This window comes from Vibrio astriarenae, from assembly GCF_010587385.1.
Classification (GTDB): Bacteria; Pseudomonadota; Gammaproteobacteria; order Enterobacterales; family Vibrionaceae; genus Vibrio; species Vibrio astriarenae.
Genome location: NZ_CP047475.1, coordinates 1,267,122 through 1,292,366, shown reverse-complemented (window position 1 = coordinate 1,292,366; position 25,245 = coordinate 1,267,122). Strand labels below are relative to the sequence as shown.

Here is a 25,245-nt window from a genome sequence, read left to right as displayed (position 1 = left end):
ATGCTGCCTATCATGTGATTTCTTTATTGGCGCTCAACAAGGGCTAGAGACATAAAGCTCTGTATGATCAAACAAATTAATCACTAGAATGAATAGATTAGATAAACACTGGGACTTGGTAAACTGGGTTCTCACTGACGTAGATGACACACTAACTTGTGAGGGTCATCTGCCACCTGAAACACTGATAGCACTGCAAGCACTGCGTGCTGCTGGGAAGAAGGTAGTCGCCGTGACAGGAGCTTGTGCTGGTTGGGGTGACCATATTGCCCAACTTTGGCCTGTCGATGCCGTATTGGCGGAAAATGGCGCGGTCATCATGGAGAAAAAAGGCGGTTTCTTAGTCCGCCACGGCTCAACATCAATGGATACGCTTCTTGATAATCAACAGCGTCTAAAAGCTCAGGTTACAGAGATAATATCGAAATACCCTGCACTGAATTTTACCCTCGATCAGGCTTATCGAGTTTGTGAAGTCGCTATCGACATCGGTCAAAACTGTGCGCCCGTTTGCCCCGATATCATTGAAGAGGTGGTTAATAGAATTCACGCTCTTGGCGCAAATGCGACGGCAAGCTCCATTCACATTAATGCCTGGTACGGTCATCACTCCAAACGCATCACTGCAGAGTACTTTCTCAAACAGCAAGGCCTAAGCGATGAGCAGATTCAGACCCAATGCTGCTATGTCGGAGACTCTCCTAATGATGCGGAAATGTTTGGTTGGCTTGCCAACAGTGTTGGCGTAGCAAATATCGCCAAATATTGGGATAAGCTTAGCCACAAGCCATCAGTTGTGACGACTAAGCCCGGTGGATACGGTTTTGCTGAGTTCTCGGAACAACTTTTGTCCAACTAAAACTAGACACAATTGCTGAAGGCGTGCATTTGATGTGCGTCTTTTTGTTGTTTGACAACAGTATTCAAAACTTACTTTGAACACAACTGAATTACCACTTCATCACAGGCTTCATTTATTACTTATCTTTAGTATTTGAAAGGTGCCTATTCATAATTACCTGCTCAAGTTTTTGCGATGAGTGCGTTGAATCTCTTGCCTCAGCTCATCAAGTGAATCGACACTATTAACAATTTTGTTGAGGTCATGGACACTTACCACTAGGGATGCCAAGCAGATAAGATCAATACCAACTCTTGTCAGTTCTTTTTTGTTCATCATTTGCTACCAATATAGGTTGCATTTTTTCTAGCTTCATTGAGTTCACCAGACCAAGTTTCATAATCAAACTCGCTCATGATTTGGTGGCTTTATACAGACATTCACTGGCGAGTAATAGGTGAAAAGGCGACAATCTCACGCAATGAAATATGAAGTTATAGGCGGGAAAATAGAAAATCTACTGATGCAACCCTGAACAATAGTCGTCTACACAATTCCATACCTCAAAACGCCGTGTTAGGATTTAGAGACTCGACCATGAACCGCGATTAGAATGAGCACATGCGAAAACTGCACTCTCCTCTCATACTCACTTCATCGGAAACGCTCCTTTACTATATACCGTACCTAGAGAGTAAGGGGGTACGTTGGAGAGAAATCGCCTCAGATTGTGGTTTGCCTAGTGACGATGTTCTCAATGAGTCGTGGTTACCCATGAAAGAGCTAGCCCTTTTTTTATATCGAGTCGCTCCACTCTGTGATGACAATATGCCCTTAATCATCGGACAAAACGTAGCGCAACAAGTCATCGAGGGGAAATGGGGACTTATCGACAGCGGGCTTGATTTTAAGCAGACCATTCAATCCCTTATGAGCAACGAACATCGCTTCAGTCGTCAAAATACTTATTGGCTTGAGAAGGTGTCTGGTGTTTGGAGTTGGTGTCATCGAGGTTTACTTAAACCCACTTTCCCCGGCTCAAACATTAATGAGTGGTTTCGCGTATCCCTGTTACTTTATATTTGTCGTCATTGGCTTGGAAATGAATGGAAGCCAGCGAGCTTAAGTCTAGTGAGTAATGAACATCAGGGGAAAATTTACGCTGACATCCTGTTACCTGATACCGACATTCGTTACGAGCAAGCGTATTTTAGCTTAGAGCTAACCGATGTAGATAATCTGGAGCCTATGGCAAACCGAGCGCTGAAATCAAGAGACATCAGCGAAGTTCTGCTTTTAGCTGAGAGCTACTGCCATATCCCTCATTTTACAGCCGATTGGGTTGCGAGTTTATTTGGCATCACTCCCAAAACACTCTATCGCTACTTTAAAGATCACGATACCTCCTTCTTAGAAATAAAAAAACACGCCATTCTCAAGCGAAGTAAACAGTTACTGTTAGAGACGGATGAGTCGGTGAGTAATATCGCCTATCGAATGGGGTATGACAATGTTTCTAATTACAACCGAGCCATCAAAGCCATGTGTGGTTTAACGCCAGCACAATTAAGGAAAGAGTTACCTGATTGATGGTTTCACTCTAGTCGCATTCTATGCTTTGTCTCACTATTCAAGCTTCAGTCACTTAAGCTCTACACTTCACTACTCCAAATTTAACCCTCTTTTTATCTATCAAATCTCTTATCTTTTGCACTGACCAAGTTTGCGAAAATGTCCAAAAATGACCTATTCAATGTCCAAAAATGACCTGTTTTATTTCATTGTGCTCTCCTAACATACGCTCATCGAAGGGAGTCTTTACGCCAACGTAGTTGCTGTAATTTACGCAAAAGGATTTTGTATCTCTTACCTAGACAACTAGAGAATCATAGATGACTCATACAAGATCAATTATTGCTTTGCCCCTGATAGCAGCGTCGATTCCAGTATTGGCGGCAGACAAAACGCCTGATCCTTCAGACCTAACGGAAACCAATACTTCCGCTTATGTAGCAATAAGCAACCAAGGTGGAGTCAAAGGCTCGATCTCTGGTGATATGAAATTCGATAACGGTCAACAAGGTATGTTTACCCTAGAAGCTGCGATGGATAAGGAAGGTAAATACTCTGACAGCAGGTTTCAATACTTCCATGTATTTACGACAGAAAACACAACCGTTCCAAAGATCGCCGCATCGATTGATGTGTTAGACAACGCGTTGTTCACCTCGGCGTCTCCTGGGGTCACACTGGCGATTAATTCGGGTGTTAAAGGATTGAACATATTTCCTCGTGCGGGTGTTCTTGCTGGCCAGTTTTCGGATGAGGTAAAGTCTCGCGCTAACTTATCCGATCAAAACGCGATGGGTGGCTCTGCGGCTCTCTATGTTTTCTATACCGCTGGTAAAGATGGCACTTATTTCGGCTTATATCCGGAATATAACTATTTATCGGGTGACGCAGACATGTCTGTTCTCAATACCAACTTTCTCATGTCTACGCCTTTCAATAATGAAAGAACACGCTGGGGACAAATTAAAATCACCAATACCAATACAACGATTAAAAATAGCTCTGTCGATGAGAGCCTCAACGAGACGGTCGTTTGGGCTAACTACAAATTCTATTTTTAATTCATCCCTATTCACTTTGAAAAGCACACTAATTTAAAAACTAGGTTCTTATTATGAAAACGAAATTTAAAATCCGACATGCGGCATGCTTAATTGCATCCACTCTAATGGCAGGCGTTGCAAAGGCAGAGTCACCACTTGAAAAAGCCTTAGCTCAGCCTGGGGCGAAACCTACGATCCCAGTAACCCAAGTTAAAGAAGGGTTTAGCAAACAGTTTATTGATCAAGCTAACGCCAGCTTTGGTAACTTCCACATGCAAATGGGTGGAGACCATGCTCTGTATTATGCTGTTAATATGTCTAAATATATTCCGGCTGAACTGGCTATGCCTCACGGAGAAGTGAGCGTGCTTAAGCGCAATATCGATGAGTCTCTTAATGATCTCACCTTTACCATGGGTGACGGAACAGAGTCAGTTTCATTGAACGATTACATCCATGATGAAAAGACCCGTGTACAGGGCATCATGATCCTAAAAGGCGGTGAGGTCGTTTACGAGGCTTATCCAGGCATGCATCCATCTGATACACATGTTTGGGCGTCAGTATCTAAGTCGGCTGTCGGTACCATTCTTACGATGTTAGAAGTCGAAGGCAAAGTCGACATGAGCAAGCCTATTACTGAGTATGTGCCTGAGCTGAAAGGCACAAAATGGGATAGCGTGATCATGCTTGACGCTATGAACATGGCCTCTGGTCTTGATATTAGTGAGAATGCGGCGAACACACTCAACCCTAACTCCGTATTCCAACGTATGTTGTCTGCGGACTTTAATGTGGAAAATGCGCAAGGCGTGATTGAAGACGAAATGAAGGTTTTGCGTGATGTTGAATCGTTAGAAGGCGAACCATCTGGTAAATTTGCGCGTTACAGCTCAACAATCACAAAAGTGCTTGGCGTGGCGATCGAAAACATCACCCAACAGCCGTTCACACAAGTCTTCGAAGATCGAATCTGGTCTAAGGTTGGCGCGCGCGCTTCAGCTCAAATCAACCTATCTCCAGCAGGCCACGCCCTTGCTTATGGCTTATTCAATAGTCGCCTGGATGATTTAGCTCGCTACGGCCTGTTATTTACTCCAAGCTGGAATAAAGTATCTGAAGAGCAAGTCGTTTCTCAGCAAGTGCTTGAAAAAATGCAAAAAGGCGGTAACCACGAAGCCTACCTCGCAGGTGACTTTACTGATCACTCTTGGGTAAAAGCGGCGTTCGGAAAAGATATGCCTATCTATAATACTCACCAATGGGATGCGGCTTGGGAAGATGGAGCCCTGTTCAAACATGGCAACCTATACCAAAACCTTTATGTGGATCCTGAGCGTGATGTCGTCGGCGTTGCTTTCTCAACATCTCCGGTTTATCTAACGCCAGACCTAATCCCTGGGTATCTGCGCGAAGCTGCTAAACAGCTTTCAGACCAGTAAATCCTTCGTTTCAACAATAAGCCTTACAACCCACGCGCCTAAGCGTCAATTAGGTGCGGGGTTCATTGTGTGCATTAGATGACCAAAAGCAGAATTTCGATGAAAAGCAAACCAAGACATCAAAGACAATTTTCAACGAGCAAAACCTTCTCAACCACGTCTGCGCTCGCCCTGGCATTGAGTTTCTCGCCAGCTTCAAGTGCGCTTGAAGTTCTTGACCGAACAGAGGTGGGCATCACGGGTAAGATCGTTGGTGCGTTAATTGCGGACAGTGACGTGTCAGGGATGGGCGTCAACAATACTCCCAATGGTCTGTATGGTCGCAATACTGACCCAAGTGTACATATTGACAGCACGCTCACTCGTTTAAACTTCGGTACCAATACTCAGTTTGAAGGAGATGAGTCGATCCGCTCATTCATCTCTTTTGATTTCAATGGTGCCAACAACGGGAACATGGAACTGCGCATGCGTGAAGCGCTAGTTAGTTGGCAAATGGGCAATGGTTCACTGCTGATTGGACAAACCTGGTCAACCCTTATGGATATGAACCGCTCACCAGATACCGTACTTGAACCCACACTGAGCGGTGTTGTGTTCACCCGTCAACCATTGATCCGTTGGTCACAAAGTTTCGGTAACTTCCGTTATGACTTAGCGCTAGAAAGTGGTTCAAACCGGGTGCAGATGGATGAGGAACACCATTCTGAAGCGAGTCTCGATAACACCTCCCGATACCCAGATTTCGTTGTCGGTGTGCAAAATAGCACCGACGACTATTGGGTAAGAGCTTCCGCTGTAGTGAATCACATCACGACCAAAGTCAAAGAAGGGCAATTCGCAGGCGAGTCTTTTAGCGATAACGGTTGGGCCTACCAGGTTTCTGGTGGCATTAAGTTTAACCCTAAAGATCACTTTTCGATTGCTTACTACAACAGTTACGGTAACGACCGCTACGTACTCGGGGTTAATAACACAGGGCCATTGTTTGAGCCAAGTACCGGTGAATTCCATCTACGTGAATCTCAATCACTGTGGACATCTTTAGGTCATTCATGGACCGATTCTTTGAAGTCAACCTTCGCCTATGGCGTTTGGCAAGCAGAAGAAATCGAATGGCAAAGTGACACGTTCACTGAAACACAATTTGCGCTAGCCAATATCAAATGGACTGCGCGTGAGAATCTCGTTCTAGGCCTGGAGTACAACTACACCACCTATGAACGTTCAACGTCAGATGACCGCGACAATCACCGAGTGATCTTCGCCGTCGATTACACATTTTAACCAGAGAATTCTTACTTATTGCTCGTTTTTACTGCACTCAAGTAAATGACGAATTAACACTATTTGGGAAACCAACATGAAAACATTCAAATCAAACAAACTTTATACCACCATAGCGCTCAGCTTAGGGCTTTCATTTTCTGCAGCCTCTGTAGCAGAGACTCAGATAAACCCTTACGGGCCAACATTAGCTGAGAAAGCGAATTTAAGCACCGCGATATCAGTAGACGATATTAATAATATCAGTCGTTTCTTCAATCAGCCGCAGAATAAGGTAAAGATCCAGTTCCCGTCAGCGGAAACCGAGTTCGCTTGGGTCAACATGTCAAAGTTTTACCCAACGTCACAGGTGCCACGAGATGGGCAAGTGTCGCAACTCCCTTATGCAATCAATGCTGATATTAACAGCGTCAAATATATGAACTATCGTTCGGAAAAAGAGATCTCGGTAGATGAGCATTTCGACACCAAACCCATTGATGCGATGGTAGTGATAAAAGACGGAAAGATTGTTTTCGAGCGATACAAAACCATGCGTCCTGAAGACAAGCACCTTTGGATGTCGGTTTCTAAGGTAACGGGCTCAACCATACTGGCGATGCTTGAGCAAGAAGGCAAAATCGATACACAAAAGCCGGTTAGCCACTACCTACCAGAGCTGAAAGGTTCGGTGTGGGACACAGTAAAAGTTGCAGAATCACTGGATATGGCATCCGGCCTAAATGGTACAGAGCACGATGAGCCAACGCCAGATTCACGCACTAACCCAGACCAAATTTGGTACCGCTGGGCGGCCACCGATATGATCGGCATGGCACCCGATGTTCTCAATCGCAAAGAGTCTTGGATTGACGTGTTAAGTTCAATGGAGCGCAAAACGCCTGGCCATCAAAAGTTTGAATATAACTCCATCAATACGTTTGTGATCAATCGAATCGTCGAGCATGTTACCGACAAACCGCTTTCTGAGTTATTCGCAGAGCGCATTTGGAGCAAGCTAGGTACCGAGCACGATGCATACTACATCGCGAGCCCTTCAGGCAACACGCTTGGCTTTATGGGTGTGAACTCTACGCTTCGAGATCTCGCGCGCTTTGGTATGGCATTCACGCCGAGTGCTAAACAGATTGCCGATGAGCAAATCGTCTCTGAAGAGATCATGGCGAAGATCCACGATCGTAAATACATTGACCAATACCCTGATGGTTACTTAGGTAAAAAACTGACTAAGAACTTCGCTGACGATGCGGGCAACATCAGTAACCGCTACCAGTGGGACGCCGTCACTTCTGAAGGTGACATGTATAAAGCAGGTGTCGGTGGACAGGGGCTCTATATTTCTCCGTCATCCAACACTGTCGTGGCTTGGTTTGCCACAGGTGATGGTGAAAACCAAGAGGAATCCATGGCTCGAGCAATCGTTCAGTCTATTAACTAATATTCCCTTCATAGCCCCGGAGCACTTAGCTTTGGGGCTAAGTCTATAAGTAAGGCTAAACCATGAAAATTCTGTTGTTTGTGCTCACCTCTGTCGTTGCTATCTTCCTAGTTACAGAGATAGTCAGTTCTTCATCTGACGACACTCTAACGCCCGAAGCTATGCTACATCAAAGCACCGCCTTCTCTTTATTCAATTAACGACATTGCTTAGCTTCCAGATCGTTGGAGAATACCATGTACGCAAATACCGACTCTTTAATCGACTTAATCACTATTTTGGGAATCAGCGCTTTTGCGTTGTCTGCTGTTCTCGCCGCCAGGGAGAAGAAAGCCGATCTATTCACTGTCATTGTTCTCGGGATCATCACCGCCGTGGGTGGAGGTACAGTAAGAGACTGTATTCTGGGCGTTCCAATGTTCTGGGCTGAGCACACGTACTTCATCTGGGTAGCGATTATCAGTAGTACATTTGGCTTTTTTTGCGTTCCACTCCTCGAAAAACGAATCGTCAACAAGGCTAATCTCTACATAGACTCTATCGCTTTAGCGATGTTCTCTATACAAGCCACAGACAAAGCGTGGGTCCTAGACTTTGGTTTACCCATCTCACCAATCCTAATGGGAATAATTACAGGAGTGGGGGGAGGCGTCATGAGAGACGTGCTGATCCAAAGGCCAAGTCTGCTACTCAACAAAGAACTCTATGCCACACCCGTTGCGATTGGCTGCGTCATTCATGCCTCAGTCCTTTACTTGGCCCCAGAGTTCTCTGATGTCAGTGCTTTGGTCGCGATTGGATTAATTATTTATCTGCGCCACCTGTCTATCAGCAGGCAACTACAGGTGCCTGCATGGGCCGTTCTAAAATAGTTAGTGCTTGGAATGTAAGTTTAAACGGAGTTAAAAACTCAGAAGGTATCAGTTAAGACTAATCTCTTCATTTAAAACCACTTTTTCCAATAAAAATAGGCGCCGAGTAACCCTGTACACAATGTGCAAATTCCGACGACTAACCAAAAAGCAAAATCATTCTCGATTCCGGGCATTCCCCCAACATTCACACCCATTAATCCAGTAAAGAAACCTAATGGCAAGAAAATCGCTGCGACTACAGTCAAAACATAGCTTCTATTATTTAGCTGTTCTGAAACCCTACTCATTAACTCCTCTTTAACCATGGTAGCTCTCTCTTTTATTGCATCAATATCCTCAACATAACGAATTTGTCGGTCAGCTATACTGCGCAATGTAAGACGGTCAATCTCAGTTAGCCAAGCTATCGGCTCTGAAACCAACTTGCTCAATGCTTCTCGTTGCGGAGCAATGTAACGCCTAAGCCCAATGCATTGTTGGCGGATTTTCAAGAGTTCAGAGCGCAGCTCACTGGGCTCTTTATCAAAGAGACCCTCCTCAATATCAGAAACCTGGTCTTCAATGTTGCTAATGGTATCGTTCATCCTCAAGATCAAACGCTCTATCCAAGATACGAGTAAGCCATTTGTAGACTCAGGACCAACACCATCTTCTAAACGCTCTAAAACATCTCTAGTAGATGTCAACAATCGTTTTCTAGTACTGATAATCAATGTGCCATTGGTCCAGATTCGAACCGACACCATGTCTTCAGGGTTCTCTCCTTGGTTTAAGTTCACCCCTCTCAAAATTAATAGAAGATTGTTTCCACGAGTGAGGACATGCGGACGATTTTCCGGACGTAACAAACCGTCGGCTGCGACATCATTGAGTCCACTACAATTCCTAATCCAATCCTGCGCCTCGGCGTCACAATAATCAAAATGCAACCACAACTGTTGTTCGGTTGTTGAACTGTTTACTTCAGACCAGTCCAACTCTTTACAACCACCTTTCTCATCTAGTGAGACAGCGTGTATCAACCCGTTCGGTTTTTCTTCTGTATTGATAAATGGCGACATGTTTCCCCTCTAAATCCGTGGCAAAGGAATAACCTTGATGAGCAAACCAAAACTAACTTCACTTACTGCTCTATACTCAGCATAGTCCGTTTTTATTTTTTGAAGTTGTTCAAGGGTTAGTTCTATTTAGTATTAACTCATAGAAGCCAACATAGCCTACAAGACTGTTCTGATAGAAGGGGAGCCTGTGTCTAAAAGCTTTAACCTGGAAGATGCTGGACAAATTTTTGTTGGGGCTTTTGCACTAGCTGTGCCGATTTCTTTCTCTGAGGAGGCGTGGCAACTTGGCGAAAGCTTGCCTCTTTTCAATTTAACCCTCTTGTTACTTCTTTCATGGATTTTCTTATTCGTCTATGCCTTTGAAAGCGTTTATCAAAGGAACACAAAAGGCCGCCTTTTCGAGTTCATAGCTCGTATCCTAATAGCCTATCTGCTGACTACTGTGGTTGTCGCGTTGGTTCTTTTGAGTATCGATAAGTTGCCGATTCTTGATGATCCATTTGTAGCTATCAAGCGAGTTATTGTCATTGCAATGCCAGCATCTATGGGAGCTATTATTGTTGATGGTTTTGATAAAGAGTGACCATAACACACTGAATACCGCTCTCAATGAAGTATGAGCTAATATACGGCTCCATTAAACTCAATAACATCATCTACGCTCAGTACACTGGCTCGGGGTGTTTTTTAACCATGCCTCCTCTGTATACATATGTGTTCCATCGCTTTTGTGAACGGTCAAAATAACGAATAGGCGTATCAAGAATTGTGTAGCCAGACGTCACGTATATTGATGGTTCATATGCAAATAAGAAACTCTGCTCCACTCCAGCTAGTTCTATACTCCGTTCAATATTCTCTAGAATGATTTTGCACAGCCCTTGTTTGCGATAGTCTGGGTGTACTGCAATGCCACCGATAATGCCTGCATTAAATACTTTCCCTCTTTGTGACATTTCTCGTCTATATGCGAACCCAAACGCAACAATTAGTTCGTCATCTATTACAAGTACCACACACAAAAGCTCTTCATTAAATACGGCTTCTATGTGTGAGTTGAAAACGAGTTGCAGGTGTTGGTTTAGCTTGCTTTTCCAACACTTCAACTGATCTGCGCTTAATATCAATACTTCCATCTTCACCTCGCTAATACCGTATTTAACCCAGATTCAAGATTGAGAAAATGTGAGTCAAGTGAGATACCTGAATACATGAACTAAAAGGTCATAACAAAGCACGTGTTGTGAGTGTTTTACACATGATAGCCCTTCTAATGTATCTGCTTGGTGCTATCGCTGTTTCATAAATGCCCCGGCTAAACCCGATGATACGAATGTCAAACCAGCACCTATGTTCAGACTTGAAACAAGACGAGGTTTCTTTTGAAACCAATCAGACAACTGAGACGAAAAAATACCCATAAGTCTGAAGCCAATAGCTGTAAGGATTGCAAACCAAACGCCATAAACAATCATTTGAACTGTGACTGAGCCCAAATTCGGTTGAACGAATTGAGGGATAAAAGCCAGAACAAACATACCTGGTTTAGGATTAAGCGCTGCGGATAGGAAACCCGTGGAGAAAATCGCTTTAAAAGACTGCTTTTTCGCTGGCTCTAGCGAAAATAGGTTTCGTGCTCTTAGAACCTTAATACCTAACCAGATCAGGTACGCAGCCCCAACAAACTTAACAACATAGAATGCTAATTCTGATGTCTGGATTAAGATAGTCAATCCGAAAGTTGCAGCGATAACGTGAAACAATATCCCTGCTCCAGAAGATGTTCCTGACACGATCGCAGCAACTTTCCCCTGACTCAAGCCTCGACCGATATCGAGTAAGTTGTCTGGTCCTGGTGACAACACTAATAGTACACACGCCAGCGTATAAGTGGTAAACACTTCAAGCGGGAACATAAGACTACCTCCTTGTGCTTAGCTCCATTCACGAACAAGTCGCTGTTCGAACAACAATACAGACAATAGACAAAATAGGTCAAGGAATGACCACAGGAAATAACCAAGGTATCGTTGCTAAAAGACTTTGAGGCAGCGATGAGAATGGGCTTTCTTCAATTAGTAGCACATGGAATAGTTCAGGTATGCCGCATTCCCTTCAAATTCCATTCATAGGCTCATTCTCTGGTAGGTTTATTTCCCTTCACCAAATATGAGCTATATCGAAAGATCATCTCAAAGCACGAGAGCTGAACGCTTATCAGTGACTATCAACTCATTCTCGAAGACACTCATTGCAAAGATAACCGGTTTTACATTAATAGAGCTCGCTGTTGCAACCATCCCTCGTGGAGTATTGCCTGTTGTCGCATTACCAAAATAGGATAGATTTAACCAGTACACAACTCATTACGATTGACTATTCTTGTTGGTATCGTTGATAGAAATACGTTGAGAAATCACAGTGGCCGTTCGAAAAATAGTAAAAGGGCTGATGAGTACATTGCCGATAGTGCTGTTACTCTTGCCTGTATTCGTTGAATGGGTGTTTTCTGCACCTTGGTTGACCGTGAGCTGCACTTTTTTGACCCTGTTTGGCGTATTACCAATACTTGACGAGTTGGTGGCCAGATTTTCATTCAAGCCCCTCTACCCCACCCCTTCATCAAAACTGCTCATTTTACCCGTTCTGATACTTCCAACGCTCGTTTACGTGTTGATTTGGGGGGCAAATTACAGTTACTCGCTGTGGCAGCAACAGCACTATGGGTGGGCGATGGTTATGGTACTCAGTATCGGTGTGCTCAACGGCACATTTGGTATTAATGCTGCTCATGAGCTTTTACATAGAAGAAGTAAGGTATTGAATTTAGTATCGGGACTACTGCTTTCACTGAGTGGTTATGGAGGATTCAAAATTGAGCATGTATTTGGACATCATAAAGATTTAGCCACTGAGCAAGATCCATCTTCCGCTCCACGAGGCACAAACTTCTATCGCTTTGTTGGTCACGCTATTGGCAACAATCAAATTAAGGCATTTCATTTGCAGCGCAGGTTTAAAAACAAGATCCAGTTCGCCGGATACGAGTATTGGGTATGGAACTCCCTCACACTGATGTTGTTAATCGCTTTCGTATTTGCCTTTGGTATCTTGGGTGCCATCTATTTTGTGTTGCAAGGTGTTGTCGCTATGGCCATGTTGGAGCTTGTCAACTACATAGAGCATTATGGTCTTTTGAGAGAACGAAAGGATGAACGTCGATATGTACCTGTCGGGTATGAACACAGCTGGACAAGTCACCACGTTTTATCAAATTACGTGTTGTTCCAGTTACCACAACACAGTGACCACCATGTCAATGCCACAAAACCGTTCTATGAGCTTTCAAATCATCAGCGTTCTCCGCAGCTCCCTTTTGGTTATGCTTTATTGGTTCTTATCGCTTTAGTCCCCCCGCTGTGGTTTCACATCATGGACAATGCATTAGAAATTGAGATGCGAAGGATCAAAAGCCTCGTTGGCTAAGCGGAATCATTGAGTTTATGAATTGATGACACTATCCCAACACAATTTACTCACGGGATGAAAATGCTCAACAGTCGATGTCGGTGCTTCTCTTCCCGAGAGAAGGTTCTTAACCGCAGCTAAAGCAAGGAGCTAATCACCACGGCTTAAGTACCCGACTTATTACCTTTTGCCGCGGTGAGATAAGATTTAAATCACACTTATCGCTTAGGCCAGTAGCTCCACGATGGCTTTGCCGACTCCGTGAGCACTTGTTGGATTCTGTCCTGTGATAACACGACCATCCACAATCACATGTTCTTGCCAAGGTTGCACTTTAGAATAACAAGCTGCACTACGTGCTAGAGACTCTTCCAACAAGAAAGGAATATCATCAATGGTGCCAAAATCGATCTCTTCTTCACGAGTGAAGCCTGTCACAGACTTAGACGCAAGCAACTTTTCACCATTGCTTAGTGTGATAGGTAGAAGAGCACCTGGACCGTGGCACACGGACGCAATAATGCCACCATCTTCATAATGTTTTGCTGAGATTGTTGCGAAGTCCTTGTTACTCGCCAGGTCAGATAGAAGCCCAAAGCCACCTGGATAGAATATTGCGTCGTAGCTATCGACGTTTATCTGTGACACCGGAATCGTGTTGTTGATACTGTTTAGGAAATCATCATCAGCTAAGACTTTTGCGTTTACGGCATCATCCTCAATATCGGTTCCATATAGAGGAGCCCGACCACCTTTAATCGACGCAATGTCGTAATCAAAGCCAGCACGAAGCAGTTCACTAAGCACATGCGTGAGTTCAGGTGCGTAAGTGCCGTTTGCTTGATCAGTTTCACCAAGCGTCGCATGGTTAGTCACAATAATAAGTACTTTCTTCATAATGGTTTCCTTTGTTACCTATCTTTGTTTGTTGAACATATTTATATTAATACCTAAACAAATGAGTGATAATTCATTAAATCATGAAAACATTGTTGCTATATAGCAAAGGTGGAAATGGACAGTTTTGATGGTATCAACGAATTCGTTACGGTTGCAGAGAGCCTAGGGTTCTCTGCAGCGGCAAAACAGTTAGGTTGCAGCACAAGTCACGTCAGTCGGCAAGTCACAAGATTAGAAGAGCGATTAGGTGTCGCCTTGTTAGCGCGCTCGACAAGAATGGTGAACTTAACAGAAGCTGGCCAAGCGTATTACCAGCAATGCAAAGAGTTAGTCATTGGACTTCAACAGGCAAATGAGCAACTCACTACACAGCAGACACAGTTAATTGGTACATTACGGGTGAGTGCAGCTGGCGCGTTTTCAGAAAACTACGTAGCACCTGCTCTAGTACAATTCGCCAAACAGCACCCCAATCTAACCGTCGAAATCAACTTTAATACCAGCATGGTGAACTTTATTGAAGATGGTTTTGATTTTGCTATACGTTACGGACGATTAAGTGACTCAGGGCTGGTTGCGAGAAAGCTCGCAGACCGTCCAATGGCAGCGGCTGCGAGTCAAAGTTACATTGATAACTATGGTGTCCCAAATCACCCCGAGCAGTTAAAGCAACACAATTGTATTATCGCCAACAAAGATGTCTGGTTTTTCGAAAAGGATGGCAAGCAATTAGATGGTGTAAAAGTACAAGGAAGATGGAAGAGCAATAATGTCCACGCCGTTTTGCATGCGTGTGAAGAAGGATTCGGAGTGGCTTATCTACCAAAAAGCAGCTTTAACGACGCCATTACATCTGGTCGCTTAGTTCCTGTTCTTGAGTCTTATTGGGGTAGTGGTAACAACAGTTGGATCGTGTATCAAAACAGGCATTTCCTTCCATTAAGAGCAAGAATGGCGATCGATTTTTTACTCGATCACTTTGCAAAATGGCAGGAGTGAAATAACTGATGGTCAGTAGAGAGTACTTAGCTTGAAATGGGCGACACTTCCCACTCTTCATGTGTCATTGTGTCTAGTTCGTGAGCATATAGTAGGCTTACGCCAACTAACAAGATCGCTTTTTGCCAAAAGGGCTTTTGCTGTACCGCCATGGGAAAACCTATAAATATGAATCTTTACTTTATCGACCTTGCTATCCATGAGTATAAACAAATCCACCAAACATATATTTGGTAGCCTCAGCCCCTAAGACTGCGATCTTGGCTCCCGCCTTTAACTCACCATGATTAACTAGATTTGAAAAACTGCACCAAATGGCTGCCGAACCTAGATTGCCCCAGTGCTTCGCGTCGTTGATAATCTTAGCTTGGTCAATATCTAGCGCCTCAGAGAGCACAGTATCGATATGACCACTGGCTTGATGAGGAATAATATAGTCGAAGTCACTAAGCCGATAGCCTTGGCTTTTTAATGCCAGTATGCTCGCCTCAAATAGCTCCTGACCATTTTCACGCACCCTGCTTGCATCGTGGTGAAAGCGTGCATTGGTATTTAGAGTAAACGCTGACAACGAGCCGCCATCGAGTGATAGTCCTGGCGTCTTGTCGATGCCAATTTGTCCTGTAAAGCAATCTGAGATGGTGCCAATACCTTGCGATGTCTCTGACGCCACTATGACTCCCCCAGCGCCATCGCCCATCTGCATGTAATTAACAATCTGAGATTGATCTAGAAATTCCGGCTGATAATCAAAATAGACAGAGCCTGTCTCACTGCCCACGATCACTACGGGTTTGCCCAGCATAGCAATTCGGGGAATAGCGATTTGCAGTGAATTTGCAAAGCCTGTACAGGCCTGCCGAAGCTCCATAAAAGCACCTGGATATCGGAGTTTTTCAGCCACCCAAGCGATGCTAGGTGGTAGCTGTGTGTCCGGTGTCGTGGTGTGGCCGATAAGATAATCAATATCACTGAGTGTTAAGCGTGTTTGATTAACTAAGGAGCGAACCGTTTGCTCAGTAAGTTCTGAGTTAGAAGGACTTGGCCGACTGACTGCTTTTTTAATGCTTCTAGAGAAATGCCTTTGCTCAATTCCTAAATAAGGTGCTATCCGAGCCGCGGCCTTTGCATAACGATGACCTGACAATTCTTTGAGTGCCGATATCAATTGCGTATTGCTCAGTAATTGTGGCGGAAATTGATGGCTAGCAGCTAATAGAGACGCTGTACCTGGTAAGAAAATCACACTCATTGATTATCTCTCCTTGAAAGTTAAAAGAACTAGGCACTGACCAAGTCAAAAACATCGTCTATCTGGACGCCGATTTCCGAAAACGCTGCTCTTTCCGTATTGAGCAGGTCATACAGTTGTTGTGAGATCACATCGTTCATCTCTTTCCACTTTGATTTATCGTAGCCGAGCTTCAGTGCATGCCGTTTGGAAACCGAGACATGTCTGGCTTCATCTTGCTTTATCGCACGACACAACAGAACAAAGGGATGTTGAGATGCGAGGTGGCCTTTCTCTATAAACAGCATTAATTTACACACCAGGGCATCAAGGCAAGCTATCTGGGCAAAGTGCTCTTCAATCTTGTTACGTGCGCCAAGTGAGGCAAAAAAACGCTGGCTGCGGCGCTTGATTGACAATATGTCGGCTGACTCAGCGAGCTGACTTCGTACACATTCAAGTGCTTGCTCATGGTATTTTTCATCGAGAACAATGCGCTCGAAATCATCCAGAGCAGTTGCTTCTACTGACTGATATTTTTGCCGCCGTGACTCGTTATAAAACACCCATTGAGAGCTTTGTTCACCGCACACGAGTAAGGGTAGAAGGCGAGACAATGCACACGCTTGCGCTTCGCTGAACATAAACTCACTGCTTTGATAGTGCTCAAGCCATGCGCATACTGGGCTTTTGCTATAAGCAGCAAAGGAACTTGGGGCCTCTACAGGTACAGATGGAAAACAGGCTTTCATGGTCTTGGGCACAACCCTTTTGTGATACACATTAGAGTTAGACCGGATTAACCAGAAATTCTTTACTTGGGATGATTAAAACTTTGATGCGAAATACATGGGTGGTACAGCGCTTCCCGTTCGGAAGAGATCTGTGTTGAAAGCCACATTACAATTGACCTTAAACACAATAGACGCTATGGCTTTAAGCTTTCGTTTTGCGCGAGTATGATGAAGATACACCAAGCACCAAAACACGCAGGAAGCCAATATGTCGACGATTTCAGCCTCCAAAGAGGAGCTTCACGAAGCCATTATCGAGATATTCAAAAAGCTGATGGTAGATTACGACTCTATACCTGAAGAGTGGACCAAAAAAACTGGCGTTGAAGGCAACATTAAAGGGACTGAAATTACTGTATCTGACACAGTAGCGCACTTAGTTGGTTGGGGTACGTTAGTTCTTAAGTGGCAAAAACGCTCAGAGAATAATGAGGAAGTCGACTTCCCCGAAACAGGATATAAATGGAGTGAACTTGGTTTGCTTGCCCAACATTTTCATCGTCAATATGACAATGTCCCCTATCGAGAACCATTGAAAGAGTTCGAAAACACGATCACAAAAATTTTGCAGCTCATCTCTCGCTTAGATAATCGTACTCTGTACGGCGAACCTTGGTACGAGCACTATACACTTGGTCGCATGATTCAGCTAAATACATCTGCGCCGATGAAAAACATGCGGACTAAAGTTCGACGGTTCAAAAAGCAAAATAACATCTGATAGATATTTCGGAATATGCTCAGAAGTAAACAACTATAGCTTAGTCCGAGGCAGTGGCGTACATCTTCAATACATCGAGTGGAACAACCTCAAGGGAGCTCTCTTCACAACTTGCTAGTATTACCAGTGGCGCCCATCCGGCCTGCCAAGCTTCTTTCCAACGGAGTGCACATAGACACCAGTGATCACCCGGCTTCAGCCCTGGAAAGTCGAACTCAGGCCTAGGAGTAGAAAGATCATTGCCACGAGCCTTGGTAAAGTTCAGGAAATCTTCGGTCATGACGGCGCAGATGGTGTGCTGCCCCATGTCACTGCCAACAGTACGACAATAGCCGTCTCTAAAATACCCTGTGTTGGGTTTACAACCGCAGAGCTCTAGAGGCTCACCGAGTACATTTTTTGTGCCGTTCATTGTGATTCTTAATGTTAGGTTGTTCGAATAAAAGTGTAGTCGAAAGGCCACCTTTTTGAGCTTACTTAGCATAACCTCAGGTCACATGTTCTGTAACCAACCAAGGCCAGAAGTAGCTAGGGCCAGGCCAACGAGCAGGGGCATTAAATCTCTTTTCCCGTTCAGCCCTAATGATATTTTGCGGTCATGAACCTCACTTGAATCAACTTCAGCTCAAAGGGGCCAGCCTGCTTGTCCGCGATGAGGAAACCTATTTGCTCAATATGTTGCGCTTCAAGCTCTGGGGCGTTGTGCAGAAGTCGCCCTCTAAAAACTGCTTGAAAATCTTTAAGCAAAAATCGATAGGTTTGAAGCTGTCCTTTTTCTGTCGAAAAATCATGTTTATATCGCACCGTTTCACCGCTCGCTTTAGTGGCAAATCTCAACTGATATTCTCGGCCATCGCCGATATAGTCGAGTTCGATAGCTACGATGCTAGGGTCTAGTAGATTTAGCTTTGAGGCTACAGAGCTAAAACCGCCATTGTTCGCCAAGAACAGCTTGCCTGAAAATACGCTCAACTCTCCATCAAAGCTCAAATGTCCCTGTGAAATACCGCCCATCACTCCATCGTTGGTACTTTGCCAAATAAGATGCTGGTCTGGTTGAGTGAAATCAATCATATCAATACTGTTGCTCCCATCTGCAATTGCAGACGTTAAGCCCGCCACGTAAAAAACAGCTATTAGCATTAATCGGCAACCGCGGTTTAAAAATGTGTGGAAGTGAATAGTCATAACCCATACTCATCTCTAACTTAATGGCTGATACTTGCATGTTAGTAGTCAATAGTACGCACATCTGTATCGCTATGGATTAGTCAAAGACCACATATTTAAGCTACGTGACTCTTATAAATATAAAGCGACCCAAAAAAACAGATGCAAATACTATTGTTAATTTATCTATCCCCGTCCCTGCCTCTCGCTCATTTATCAAATTTAGTTTGATAATGTTTCAGTTTTTACCCTGTTTATCGGTTTCTCATCTTTGCCTACATTAAATATGTACCGAGTGCAGTGCGCAGGTAGAAAGCGCTGCCAAAGGACAGATAAATTGATTCATGATTGAGGAAAAGATATGAAACCTTTGAAAGCACTTTTAGCATTATCGCTTGCCACCGCATTCTCCTCTTCTCAAGCTGCTGAGCTTGAAGTTGTCGCCGAGCTCAATACGACTCGACCAGGCAATATTACCGTAACCGAACAGGGCCGCACCTTTCTCTCAATGCAACCTTTAGATGGCCCCAAATTGCGCGTCGTTGAGCTAATGAAAGACGGAACACTGAAACCGTTTCCAACCCAAGATTGGGCAGATGGCCCTGAAAACGGTGAAGTGGGTTTCTCATCAGTGATTGGCATCGATAGTACAGAAGATGGCGTAGTGTGGATATTGGATATGGGTGGAGAGAATGCACCTGCTCAAGTCGTCGCTTGGGATACAATTAATGACACACTATTCAAGCAAATCGAAATAGATAGCGAGGCTCTAGTATCAAATTCGTTCGCGCAAGATTTTGCTCTAGATACCAAGCGCAACAAAATGTACATCGCTGATACTACGCTTGGAAACTTATTTGGTGAGCCAGCGCCGGCTTTTGTTGTGATCGACTTAGATACAGGTAAGGCCCGCCGCGTTCTCGAATCTCAAAAAGAGCTTATGTCACCAAAACACGATGTCATTATTGATGGTTCAATGATGGCAGCGAAACGCGAAGATGGCAGTTCGGATGCGCTCTATCTATCGCTGAACCCGATCACGATTGATGCGAACAATGAATGGGTATATTTCGGTACGGTTAATGGCAGCGCTATCTATCGAGTGCCCGCCGCCTCCCTCGCAGACGATACTATTTCTCACGCTGAATTAGCTAACAGCATTGCGTTTTTCAGCGAAAAGCGCCCGAGTGACGGCATGATCATTTCAGATAAGGGGGATATCTATGTCGGTGACGTTGAGCGTAATGCTCTGGGTATGGCGAATACTGAAGGCTACAAAGTGATTGCGCAGGATGACAAGCTACTATCATGGGCTGATGGCTTTGCTATCCAAGGCGGGTACTTATACATTACCCAAAACTCCTTGCACCTTAACCCAGCGCTAAACGAGGGTGAAGAGGGTTCAACGAAGCCATATCATGTTCTTCGTATGAAAATTGACTAACCCACCATTAAAGAGAGCACAGTGTGCTCTCTTTAACTTTGTACTTTAGGGATAGAGCAAAAGTGATGACTAGATGTTGTGTTCCAACATGTCACAACTCGACAGCCAATCCCGAAATGTATCGATCTTCTTTGCGTTATAGTGAGTCACATTTCTAATCAAATAGTGCTGGCTCTGGCTTGGCATCCTCATTGAGTGCGCTAGCTTTAATGTCCCTTGCTTTAAGGCATCATCCACCAACACAGACTTAGCCATCAGCATACCAAGCCCCTGAATTGCCGCCTCTATTGACAATTGGGTACTATCAAATTGCATCATTGGTTCGGTATAAAACAAAGTGGGGTCATGCTTTGCAAACCAATCCTTCCAACCTTCACTGTAACCCAGTGTTTCAATTTTAGGGAATAACGCGATGTTTTCTATGTCCAGCTCAAAGTCATTTTCTTTGAGAAACTGGGGGCTTGCGACGATGCACCACTCTTCCTTCTTCCCCAATATTTCATAGTCACACCCGTTCCAATTTCCATAGCCATTGACTATTTCAATATCAACCGTGTTGTTGTTACTTGGATAGAGATTCGTTGTGCTATAAAACTCAAGTGCAATGTCGGGGTGGTTACGATGGAAATCAGCCAAACGAGGAAGAAGCCAAATATGGCAAAAGCTTTGGGCGACTCTAACTTTTAGCGTCTGACGTTTTTTCTGTCCAAAAAGATGATGGGTCCCTAATGATAAATTATCCAGCGTATCGGTAAGCAAAGGCAGGTAGTCTAAGGCATGCTCTGTCAATTCAAGCTTTGTACCTGAGCGCTCAAACAATTTTGAGTCGAGATATTGTTCAAGCAACTTGATTTGTTGGCTGACCGCTGCGCGAGTGACGTTAAGCTCTTCTGCTGCGGCTGAAAAGCTTTGATGCCGTGCCGCAGATTCAAATGCACGTAATGCTTTGAAGGGTGGAATACGGCGCTGATTGAGACTTTGGTTTGACTTACTTGAGACCATAAAGACCATTGAAAGCTTTGAATATTATTGAATTATCAGAGTGTTTTGTTAAAACAAAATGAAAGTAGAGACTGCAAAGCTCTACTTTCATCCAAAAAACCAATTAATTACGCTTTGTCAGCTTTACCAGCTGGCCCTGCTAGTTTGGACAACCACTTATCCACCAGCATTGGCGCCACCTCTCTTTGCTCAGCCTCTTCTTTGCGCCGCACCGCATTGCGCACCATCATCGCACCAATCCAACGAAATGGCTCGGGTGGGAAATGGCCTTTTGGTCCCTTCGCTAGACCACTTCGTGTATATCGGTTATCTTCCCCAAGAGCGAGACTACTCAGTACTTTCGCACCGATACGGGTTTGCGCGACACCATTACCAGAATACCCCAAACCATAGAAAATATGACTGTGACCGCGTAACGCACCAAAGAACGGTAACCCCGTTACAGAGCGGTCTGAACCTCCTGACCATGAGTGCTCGATATCCGCCTTGTCGTAGTCTGGAAATAACCAAGAAAAGCTTTGATTGAGTAGATCTTGATAGGGTGTGTAGGGCTTGAACATATCGTCGATATTGTTGCCGTACATGAACTTATTCCCTCCCTTACCCAACATGATGCGACCATCTTGAGTATCACGGTAATAGTGAACAAAAATGCGCGAGTCGACCACTGTTGCCCCCTTCTTCGGGCCAATTGCAGTCAAACGCTCTTGGTTTGGTTTGCTTAACACCATATCCGAAGAGACAACAACAATGCTGCGCTTAAACTCCTTAAACTGCTCGGTCATCCATGCGTTCGTCGCCAAAATGACTTTGTCTGCTGTAATGACTCCACCTTTCGTGATCAGTTTTGCAGGTACTGTCTCTTGCAACTTCTCGAGAGCGGTTTGCTCATACACCTCCACGCCCAATTCAATAGCGACACGCTTGAGTCCAAATGCTAACTTCGCTGGTTGTACACTGCCCGCTGCCGCAGAATACATCGCTTGTTGGTGCACTTTTGAGCCTGTTTTTTCCGCCAAATCGTCATCAACACTTTCCCAACTGCTGATCCCTGCTCTTTCTAGTTCAGCCACTACGGGTTGCATTGATCCCATTTGGGCTGAGTTTGTTGAGGTGTAATAGGTACCGTTGATAAATAACTCTGCATCGATGCTAAAGTCTTGGCAGAACTGCTCTATCTCACCAATAACCGACTCAGACTCTTTAACAAGCCAGCGCGCTTCCTCTTCACCATACAGCTTTTTCAGTGTTGGATATTTAGTAGACCAAGTCAGCAAACACCCGCCATTAAAACCAGACGCACCTGATCCGCAAATATCCCTTTCAATCACCGCAACTCGCAAGCTAGGCTGCTTTTGTTTAAGTAATATTGCGCTCCAAAGCCCTGTATAACCACCACCGACGATAGCGACATCAACCGAGATATCTTCTATTAAAGGAGTTGCCGGTTGATGATCTGATTCTAGTGCGTTGTTAATCCAATAACTGTAATTGTTCGACATTGTACGTTTACCTATCATTTCGCTTGGCAACAGATTACTTGCATTTAGCTTCAATGCTGAGTTAGAAAATCTTGACCAAAACAGAAGAAAAACTTCTCCCTCGCGAATAACCGCTACGGCATCGACGCTCAAGTCACATTTACTTCCTTCTTTGTAAAGAAAACCTATCGGCCAATGAAACAAACTTGAAATGGTCACTGTTTAACCTGCCAACATCCCTAACCGTTGGAGTTAACTACATGATTAAAGTAACAAAACACATTGGTGGCATTGCATTGCTCACCATTCTTGGAGGCTGTAATAGCTCTTCAGATGACAATACGCCGCAACCTGTTGATAAAGAGCGTAAGTCTCTACTTGTGATGATAGATGGCGCTCGATACGAGGCCGTACTCAATGCCAACACCCCAAATTTGGATAAGCTAAGTATTCAACAGGCGTATACCGGTGGTATTTCTGGCACGCTTTCGCAATCGGGTACCAGCACGGTAGAAGGTGAATCAACGCTCTGGACAGGAAGCTGGCATACTATTCAAAAGTCCGGTGAGAACGGGTTCAAAACCGTATGGGAACATATCAAAAGCGACAAAGAAGCGTTCCAAATTGGTCTCTATCCAAACTGGCCAATTTTTGATTACATCAATTTTGATTTGAGTACTATCGAGAACAAACACGCTTTCCGTACTGGTACCGACCGCCTTTCAGAGCATGAGAACAGCAAAGTTCTGGCAGAGAAGATACTCTCTGGTGAATACCAATCCCTGTTTACAACCATCGATATGGTGGATTACTCAGGCCACTGTAACTATGGAAACAGCGGTGGCGCTTGGTCTGATGACTATGTGAAAACCATCGAAGAGGCGGATACGGTATTTGGGTATATGCTGGATGCCATCGAACAGCGTGAAGCGGAGTTCGATGAGGAGTGGTTAATTCTGGTGGCTCCTGACCATGGTTTCAACCGTCAAAAGGACAATGGCTCTGTCGATTGTGCTCACGGCTCTCAAGATATCGACGCAAAAAAAATCTGGGTTGCTTCAAGTCACGCAGAATTACTTAATGAGCAGTTTACTTCTCCACTTAAAGATATTGGCAACCGTGATAAGGATGGTATCTATCGATACGTTGCCCAAACCGACGTGACACCGACACTACTTGCCTGGCACGACGTCGAAATCTTGCCGGAGTGGGAAATTGAAGGCACACCGCTAATTGGCGAAGTTGGTGTTCGTGGTTTGTTCGTCGAAAACGATCAAGAGACAAATGCGCTTGAAATCTCCTTCACGCCTTCAAACAACCTTCCGGTAAGTGTCGAATTAAATGGTGAAGAGCTTGTTGTAATTGATGATGCGAAAAAAGGCGTACTTTACACCTTTAGCCCGTCCGTAGACCACCTACCTTCCGGCAACCACCAACTGACATTCACTCTGATTAACAATACGATACCAAAATCAGTTACCGCATCAGTAACCATCGTTGAAGATGTTGACTACGATGACCTACCTTTCCAATCGATTACGGCCCTTTACACCTTTGATGGTAACTTAACCGATAATGCGGTTAATGGTGGTGTCGACTTGAGTGTAACTGGTAACCCAGAAATCTCCTCCGCACCTGGAAAATACCATTCATCGCTTCATCACATACGTCACTTCAACAATGATTTACTGTTTGACGATGTCATCACCAACACGGATAAATTTTCGTTCTCTCTTTGGTTCGTTGGTGACGGCACTTCTTATGACCCAGCGTTAATAACAAATAAGCGGTGGGCTTCATCTGCGGACGGTATGATTCTCGCGCAACTCAATGACAGCTTAAAACTACAAGTCGGCATGGATGGTGAAGGCAGTTGTTGTTTTGTTCAACTCCCTTACACTCCGACAACGAGTGAAAATAACTTACAGTGGAACCTACTCGTGGCTAGTGTCGATAAGACGGCACCTTGGTCGAATGATGAAGGTTTCGGTGTGATGACATTTGGCGTGTATGATGCGGTTGGCAAGTTGCACTATGGTAGCGTTGACCTCACAGGCTCTCGCAACGAAACCATTCACACAGGGCTACCATGGCTAATTAACAATGACCATGCTCAAACCTACAATAATGGTCATGCTGCACTGATTGACGAGCTTGCTATCTGGCAAGGCGCGACTTTTACTCCTGGAGAAGTCATCGCACTTGCGCAAGCAGAGAGCTCATTGGTTCATCAAGTAAATACTGAAGTAAAAACCTCGTTGAAGGCGCGAAACGAAAGTGTGCCTACCTACTTCGGTGCCAAGCCTAATCTGACTGAAAGCGAGCAAGCGGCTGAGGCATTCTGGCAACGTCGTCGCCAAATGGAAGAATTGAGACTGCAATTGTCTCGCTAAATGTTCAAGGGGCTAGGTCAATTAATTGCCGAATTAAATCTCTAGGATTTAATTCAAACTAGGTGATTGGCTCAGCCCCTTTT

Annotated in this window: 24 protein-coding genes; 14 read left to right on the top strand and 10 right to left on the bottom strand. The window is 44.5% G+C overall.

What is annotated here, in order from left to right; translation table 11 throughout:
* The first annotated feature begins 88 nt into the window (after window positions 1-88).
* The 8 genes from GT360_RS06195 to GT360_RS06160 all read left to right on the top strand — a co-directional run bounded on the left by GT360_RS06195 (window position 89) and on the right by GT360_RS06160 (window position 8,495).
* Window positions 89-859 carry an HAD family hydrolase gene (locus GT360_RS06195; protein ID WP_164648032.1) on the top strand — a complete coding sequence of 257 codons (771 nt, stop codon included), beginning with the start codon at window positions 89-91 and terminating at the stop codon, window positions 857-859.
* 603 nt (window positions 860-1,462) lie between these two features.
* A complete protein-coding gene (locus tag GT360_RS06190) occupies window positions 1,463-2,431 on the top strand; it encodes a helix-turn-helix domain-containing protein (RefSeq protein ID WP_164648031.1) in 969 nt (322 codons plus the stop codon).
* A 302-nt stretch (window positions 2,432-2,733) separates the two neighbouring features.
* Window positions 2,734-3,474, top strand: a complete 741-nt coding sequence (locus tag GT360_RS06185; RefSeq protein WP_164648030.1) for a hypothetical protein — start codon at window positions 2,734-2,736, stop codon at window positions 3,472-3,474.
* Between the two features lie 53 nt (window positions 3,475-3,527).
* Entirely contained in the window at window positions 3,528-4,898 is a 1,371-nt protein-coding gene (locus tag GT360_RS06180; RefSeq protein ID WP_164648029.1) for a serine hydrolase domain-containing protein, read from the top strand.
* A 99-nt stretch (window positions 4,899-4,997) separates the two neighbouring features.
* A complete protein-coding gene (locus tag GT360_RS06175) occupies window positions 4,998-6,185 on the top strand; it encodes a DcaP family trimeric outer membrane transporter (protein ID WP_164648028.1) in 1,188 nt (395 codons plus the stop codon).
* Between the two features lie 76 nt (window positions 6,186-6,261).
* Window positions 6,262-7,623: a serine hydrolase domain-containing protein gene (locus GT360_RS06170; RefSeq protein WP_164648027.1), complete on the top strand. Its 1,362-nt coding sequence runs from the start codon at window positions 6,262-6,264 to the stop codon at window positions 7,621-7,623.
* Window positions 7,624-7,685: 62 nt separating this feature from the next.
* Entirely contained in the window at window positions 7,686-7,823 is a 138-nt protein-coding gene (locus tag GT360_RS06165) for a hypothetical protein (RefSeq protein ID WP_164648026.1), read from the top strand.
* A gap of 36 nt (window positions 7,824-7,859) precedes the next feature.
* A complete protein-coding gene (locus tag GT360_RS06160; RefSeq protein ID WP_164648025.1) occupies window positions 7,860-8,495 on the top strand; it encodes a trimeric intracellular cation channel family protein in 636 nt (211 codons plus the stop codon).
* Between the two features lie 71 nt (window positions 8,496-8,566).
* On the opposite strand, the gene GT360_RS06155 is transcribed toward GT360_RS06160, so the two are convergent.
* On the bottom strand, window positions 8,567-9,559 hold the full coding sequence (locus GT360_RS06155) for a zinc transporter ZntB (RefSeq protein ID WP_164648024.1): 993 nt from the start codon (window positions 9,557-9,559) through the stop codon (window positions 8,567-8,569).
* A 187-nt stretch (window positions 9,560-9,746) separates the two neighbouring features.
* Here GT360_RS06155 and GT360_RS06150 point away from each other — a divergent pair, with 187 nt between their 5' ends.
* Window positions 9,747-10,142, top strand: a complete 396-nt coding sequence (locus GT360_RS06150; protein WP_164648023.1) for a DUF2391 family protein — start codon at window positions 9,747-9,749, stop codon at window positions 10,140-10,142.
* 79 nt (window positions 10,143-10,221) lie between these two features.
* Here the strand turns inward: GT360_RS06150 and GT360_RS06145 are convergent, their stop codons facing one another.
* Both GT360_RS06145 and GT360_RS06140 read right to left on the bottom strand, forming a co-directional pair.
* Window positions 10,222-10,695, bottom strand: a complete 474-nt coding sequence (locus GT360_RS06145) for a GNAT family N-acetyltransferase (protein WP_164648022.1) — start codon at window positions 10,693-10,695, stop codon at window positions 10,222-10,224.
* Between the two features lie 153 nt (window positions 10,696-10,848).
* Window positions 10,849-11,475, bottom strand: a complete 627-nt coding sequence (locus GT360_RS06140) for a LysE family translocator (RefSeq protein WP_164648021.1) — start codon at window positions 11,473-11,475, stop codon at window positions 10,849-10,851.
* A gap of 505 nt (window positions 11,476-11,980) precedes the next feature.
* Between GT360_RS06140 and GT360_RS06135 the strand changes: the two genes are divergently transcribed.
* Window positions 11,981-13,045 (top strand): alkane 1-monooxygenase, encoded by a 1,065-nt coding sequence (locus GT360_RS06135; RefSeq protein WP_164648020.1) that lies wholly within the window; start codon window positions 11,981-11,983, stop codon window positions 13,043-13,045.
* A gap of 207 nt (window positions 13,046-13,252) precedes the next feature.
* Here the strand turns inward: GT360_RS06135 and GT360_RS06130 are convergent, their stop codons facing one another.
* The gene (locus GT360_RS06130; RefSeq protein ID WP_164648019.1) at window positions 13,253-13,924 is read right to left on the bottom strand and encodes a type 1 glutamine amidotransferase domain-containing protein; all 672 of its coding nucleotides are present in this window, start codon (window positions 13,922-13,924) and stop codon (window positions 13,253-13,255) included.
* 117 nt (window positions 13,925-14,041) lie between these two features.
* On the opposite strand from GT360_RS06130, the gene GT360_RS06125 reads away from it, so the two are divergent.
* Window positions 14,042-14,926: a LysR family transcriptional regulator gene (locus tag GT360_RS06125; RefSeq protein WP_164648018.1), complete on the top strand. Its 885-nt coding sequence runs from the start codon at window positions 14,042-14,044 to the stop codon at window positions 14,924-14,926.
* A 193-nt stretch (window positions 14,927-15,119) separates the two neighbouring features.
* On the opposite strand, the gene GT360_RS06120 is transcribed toward GT360_RS06125, so the two are convergent.
* Window positions 15,120-16,178, bottom strand: a complete 1,059-nt coding sequence (locus tag GT360_RS06120) for a 3-oxoacyl-ACP synthase III family protein (RefSeq protein WP_164648017.1) — start codon at window positions 16,176-16,178, stop codon at window positions 15,120-15,122.
* A gap of 29 nt (window positions 16,179-16,207) precedes the next feature.
* A complete protein-coding gene (locus GT360_RS06115; RefSeq protein WP_164648016.1) occupies window positions 16,208-16,909 on the bottom strand; it encodes a hypothetical protein in 702 nt (233 codons plus the stop codon).
* Between the two features lie 250 nt (window positions 16,910-17,159).
* On the opposite strand from GT360_RS06115, the gene GT360_RS06110 reads away from it, so the two are divergent.
* Entirely contained in the window at window positions 17,160-17,672 is a 513-nt protein-coding gene (locus tag GT360_RS06110) for a ClbS/DfsB family four-helix bundle protein (RefSeq protein ID WP_164648015.1), read from the top strand.
* 40 nt (window positions 17,673-17,712) lie between these two features.
* Here GT360_RS06110 and GT360_RS06105 read toward each other — a convergent pair whose 3' ends face one another.
* Window positions 17,713-18,084: a DUF2237 family protein gene (locus tag GT360_RS06105; RefSeq protein ID WP_204274550.1), complete on the bottom strand. Its 372-nt coding sequence runs from the start codon at window positions 18,082-18,084 to the stop codon at window positions 17,713-17,715.
* Window positions 18,085-18,251: 167 nt separating this feature from the next.
* Window positions 18,252-18,815 (bottom strand): CIA30 family protein, encoded by a 564-nt coding sequence (locus tag GT360_RS06100; RefSeq protein WP_420825434.1) that lies wholly within the window; start codon window positions 18,813-18,815, stop codon window positions 18,252-18,254.
* Window positions 18,816-19,203: 388 nt separating this feature from the next.
* Here GT360_RS06100 and GT360_RS06095 point away from each other — a divergent pair, with 388 nt between their 5' ends.
* Window positions 19,204-20,286 carry an L-dopachrome tautomerase-related protein gene (locus GT360_RS06095; RefSeq protein WP_164648014.1) on the top strand — a complete coding sequence of 361 codons (1,083 nt, stop codon included), beginning with the start codon at window positions 19,204-19,206 and terminating at the stop codon, window positions 20,284-20,286.
* A gap of 69 nt (window positions 20,287-20,355) precedes the next feature.
* Here the strand turns inward: GT360_RS06095 and GT360_RS06090 are convergent, their stop codons facing one another.
* Both GT360_RS06090 and GT360_RS06085 read right to left on the bottom strand, forming a co-directional pair.
* Complete coding sequence (locus GT360_RS06090) at window positions 20,356-21,288, bottom strand: LysR substrate-binding domain-containing protein (protein ID WP_164648013.1); 933 nt, start codon at window positions 21,286-21,288, stop codon at window positions 20,356-20,358.
* 107 nt (window positions 21,289-21,395) lie between these two features.
* Window positions 21,396-22,790 (bottom strand): FAD-dependent oxidoreductase, encoded by a 1,395-nt coding sequence (locus tag GT360_RS06085; protein ID WP_164648012.1) that lies wholly within the window; start codon window positions 22,788-22,790, stop codon window positions 21,396-21,398.
* Between the two features lie 239 nt (window positions 22,791-23,029).
* Between GT360_RS06085 and GT360_RS06080 the strand changes: the two genes are divergently transcribed.
* The gene (locus GT360_RS06080; RefSeq protein WP_164648011.1) at window positions 23,030-25,162 is read left to right on the top strand and encodes a hypothetical protein; all 2,133 of its coding nucleotides are present in this window, start codon (window positions 23,030-23,032) and stop codon (window positions 25,160-25,162) included.
* The last annotated feature ends 83 nt before the right edge of the window (window positions 25,163-25,245 follow it).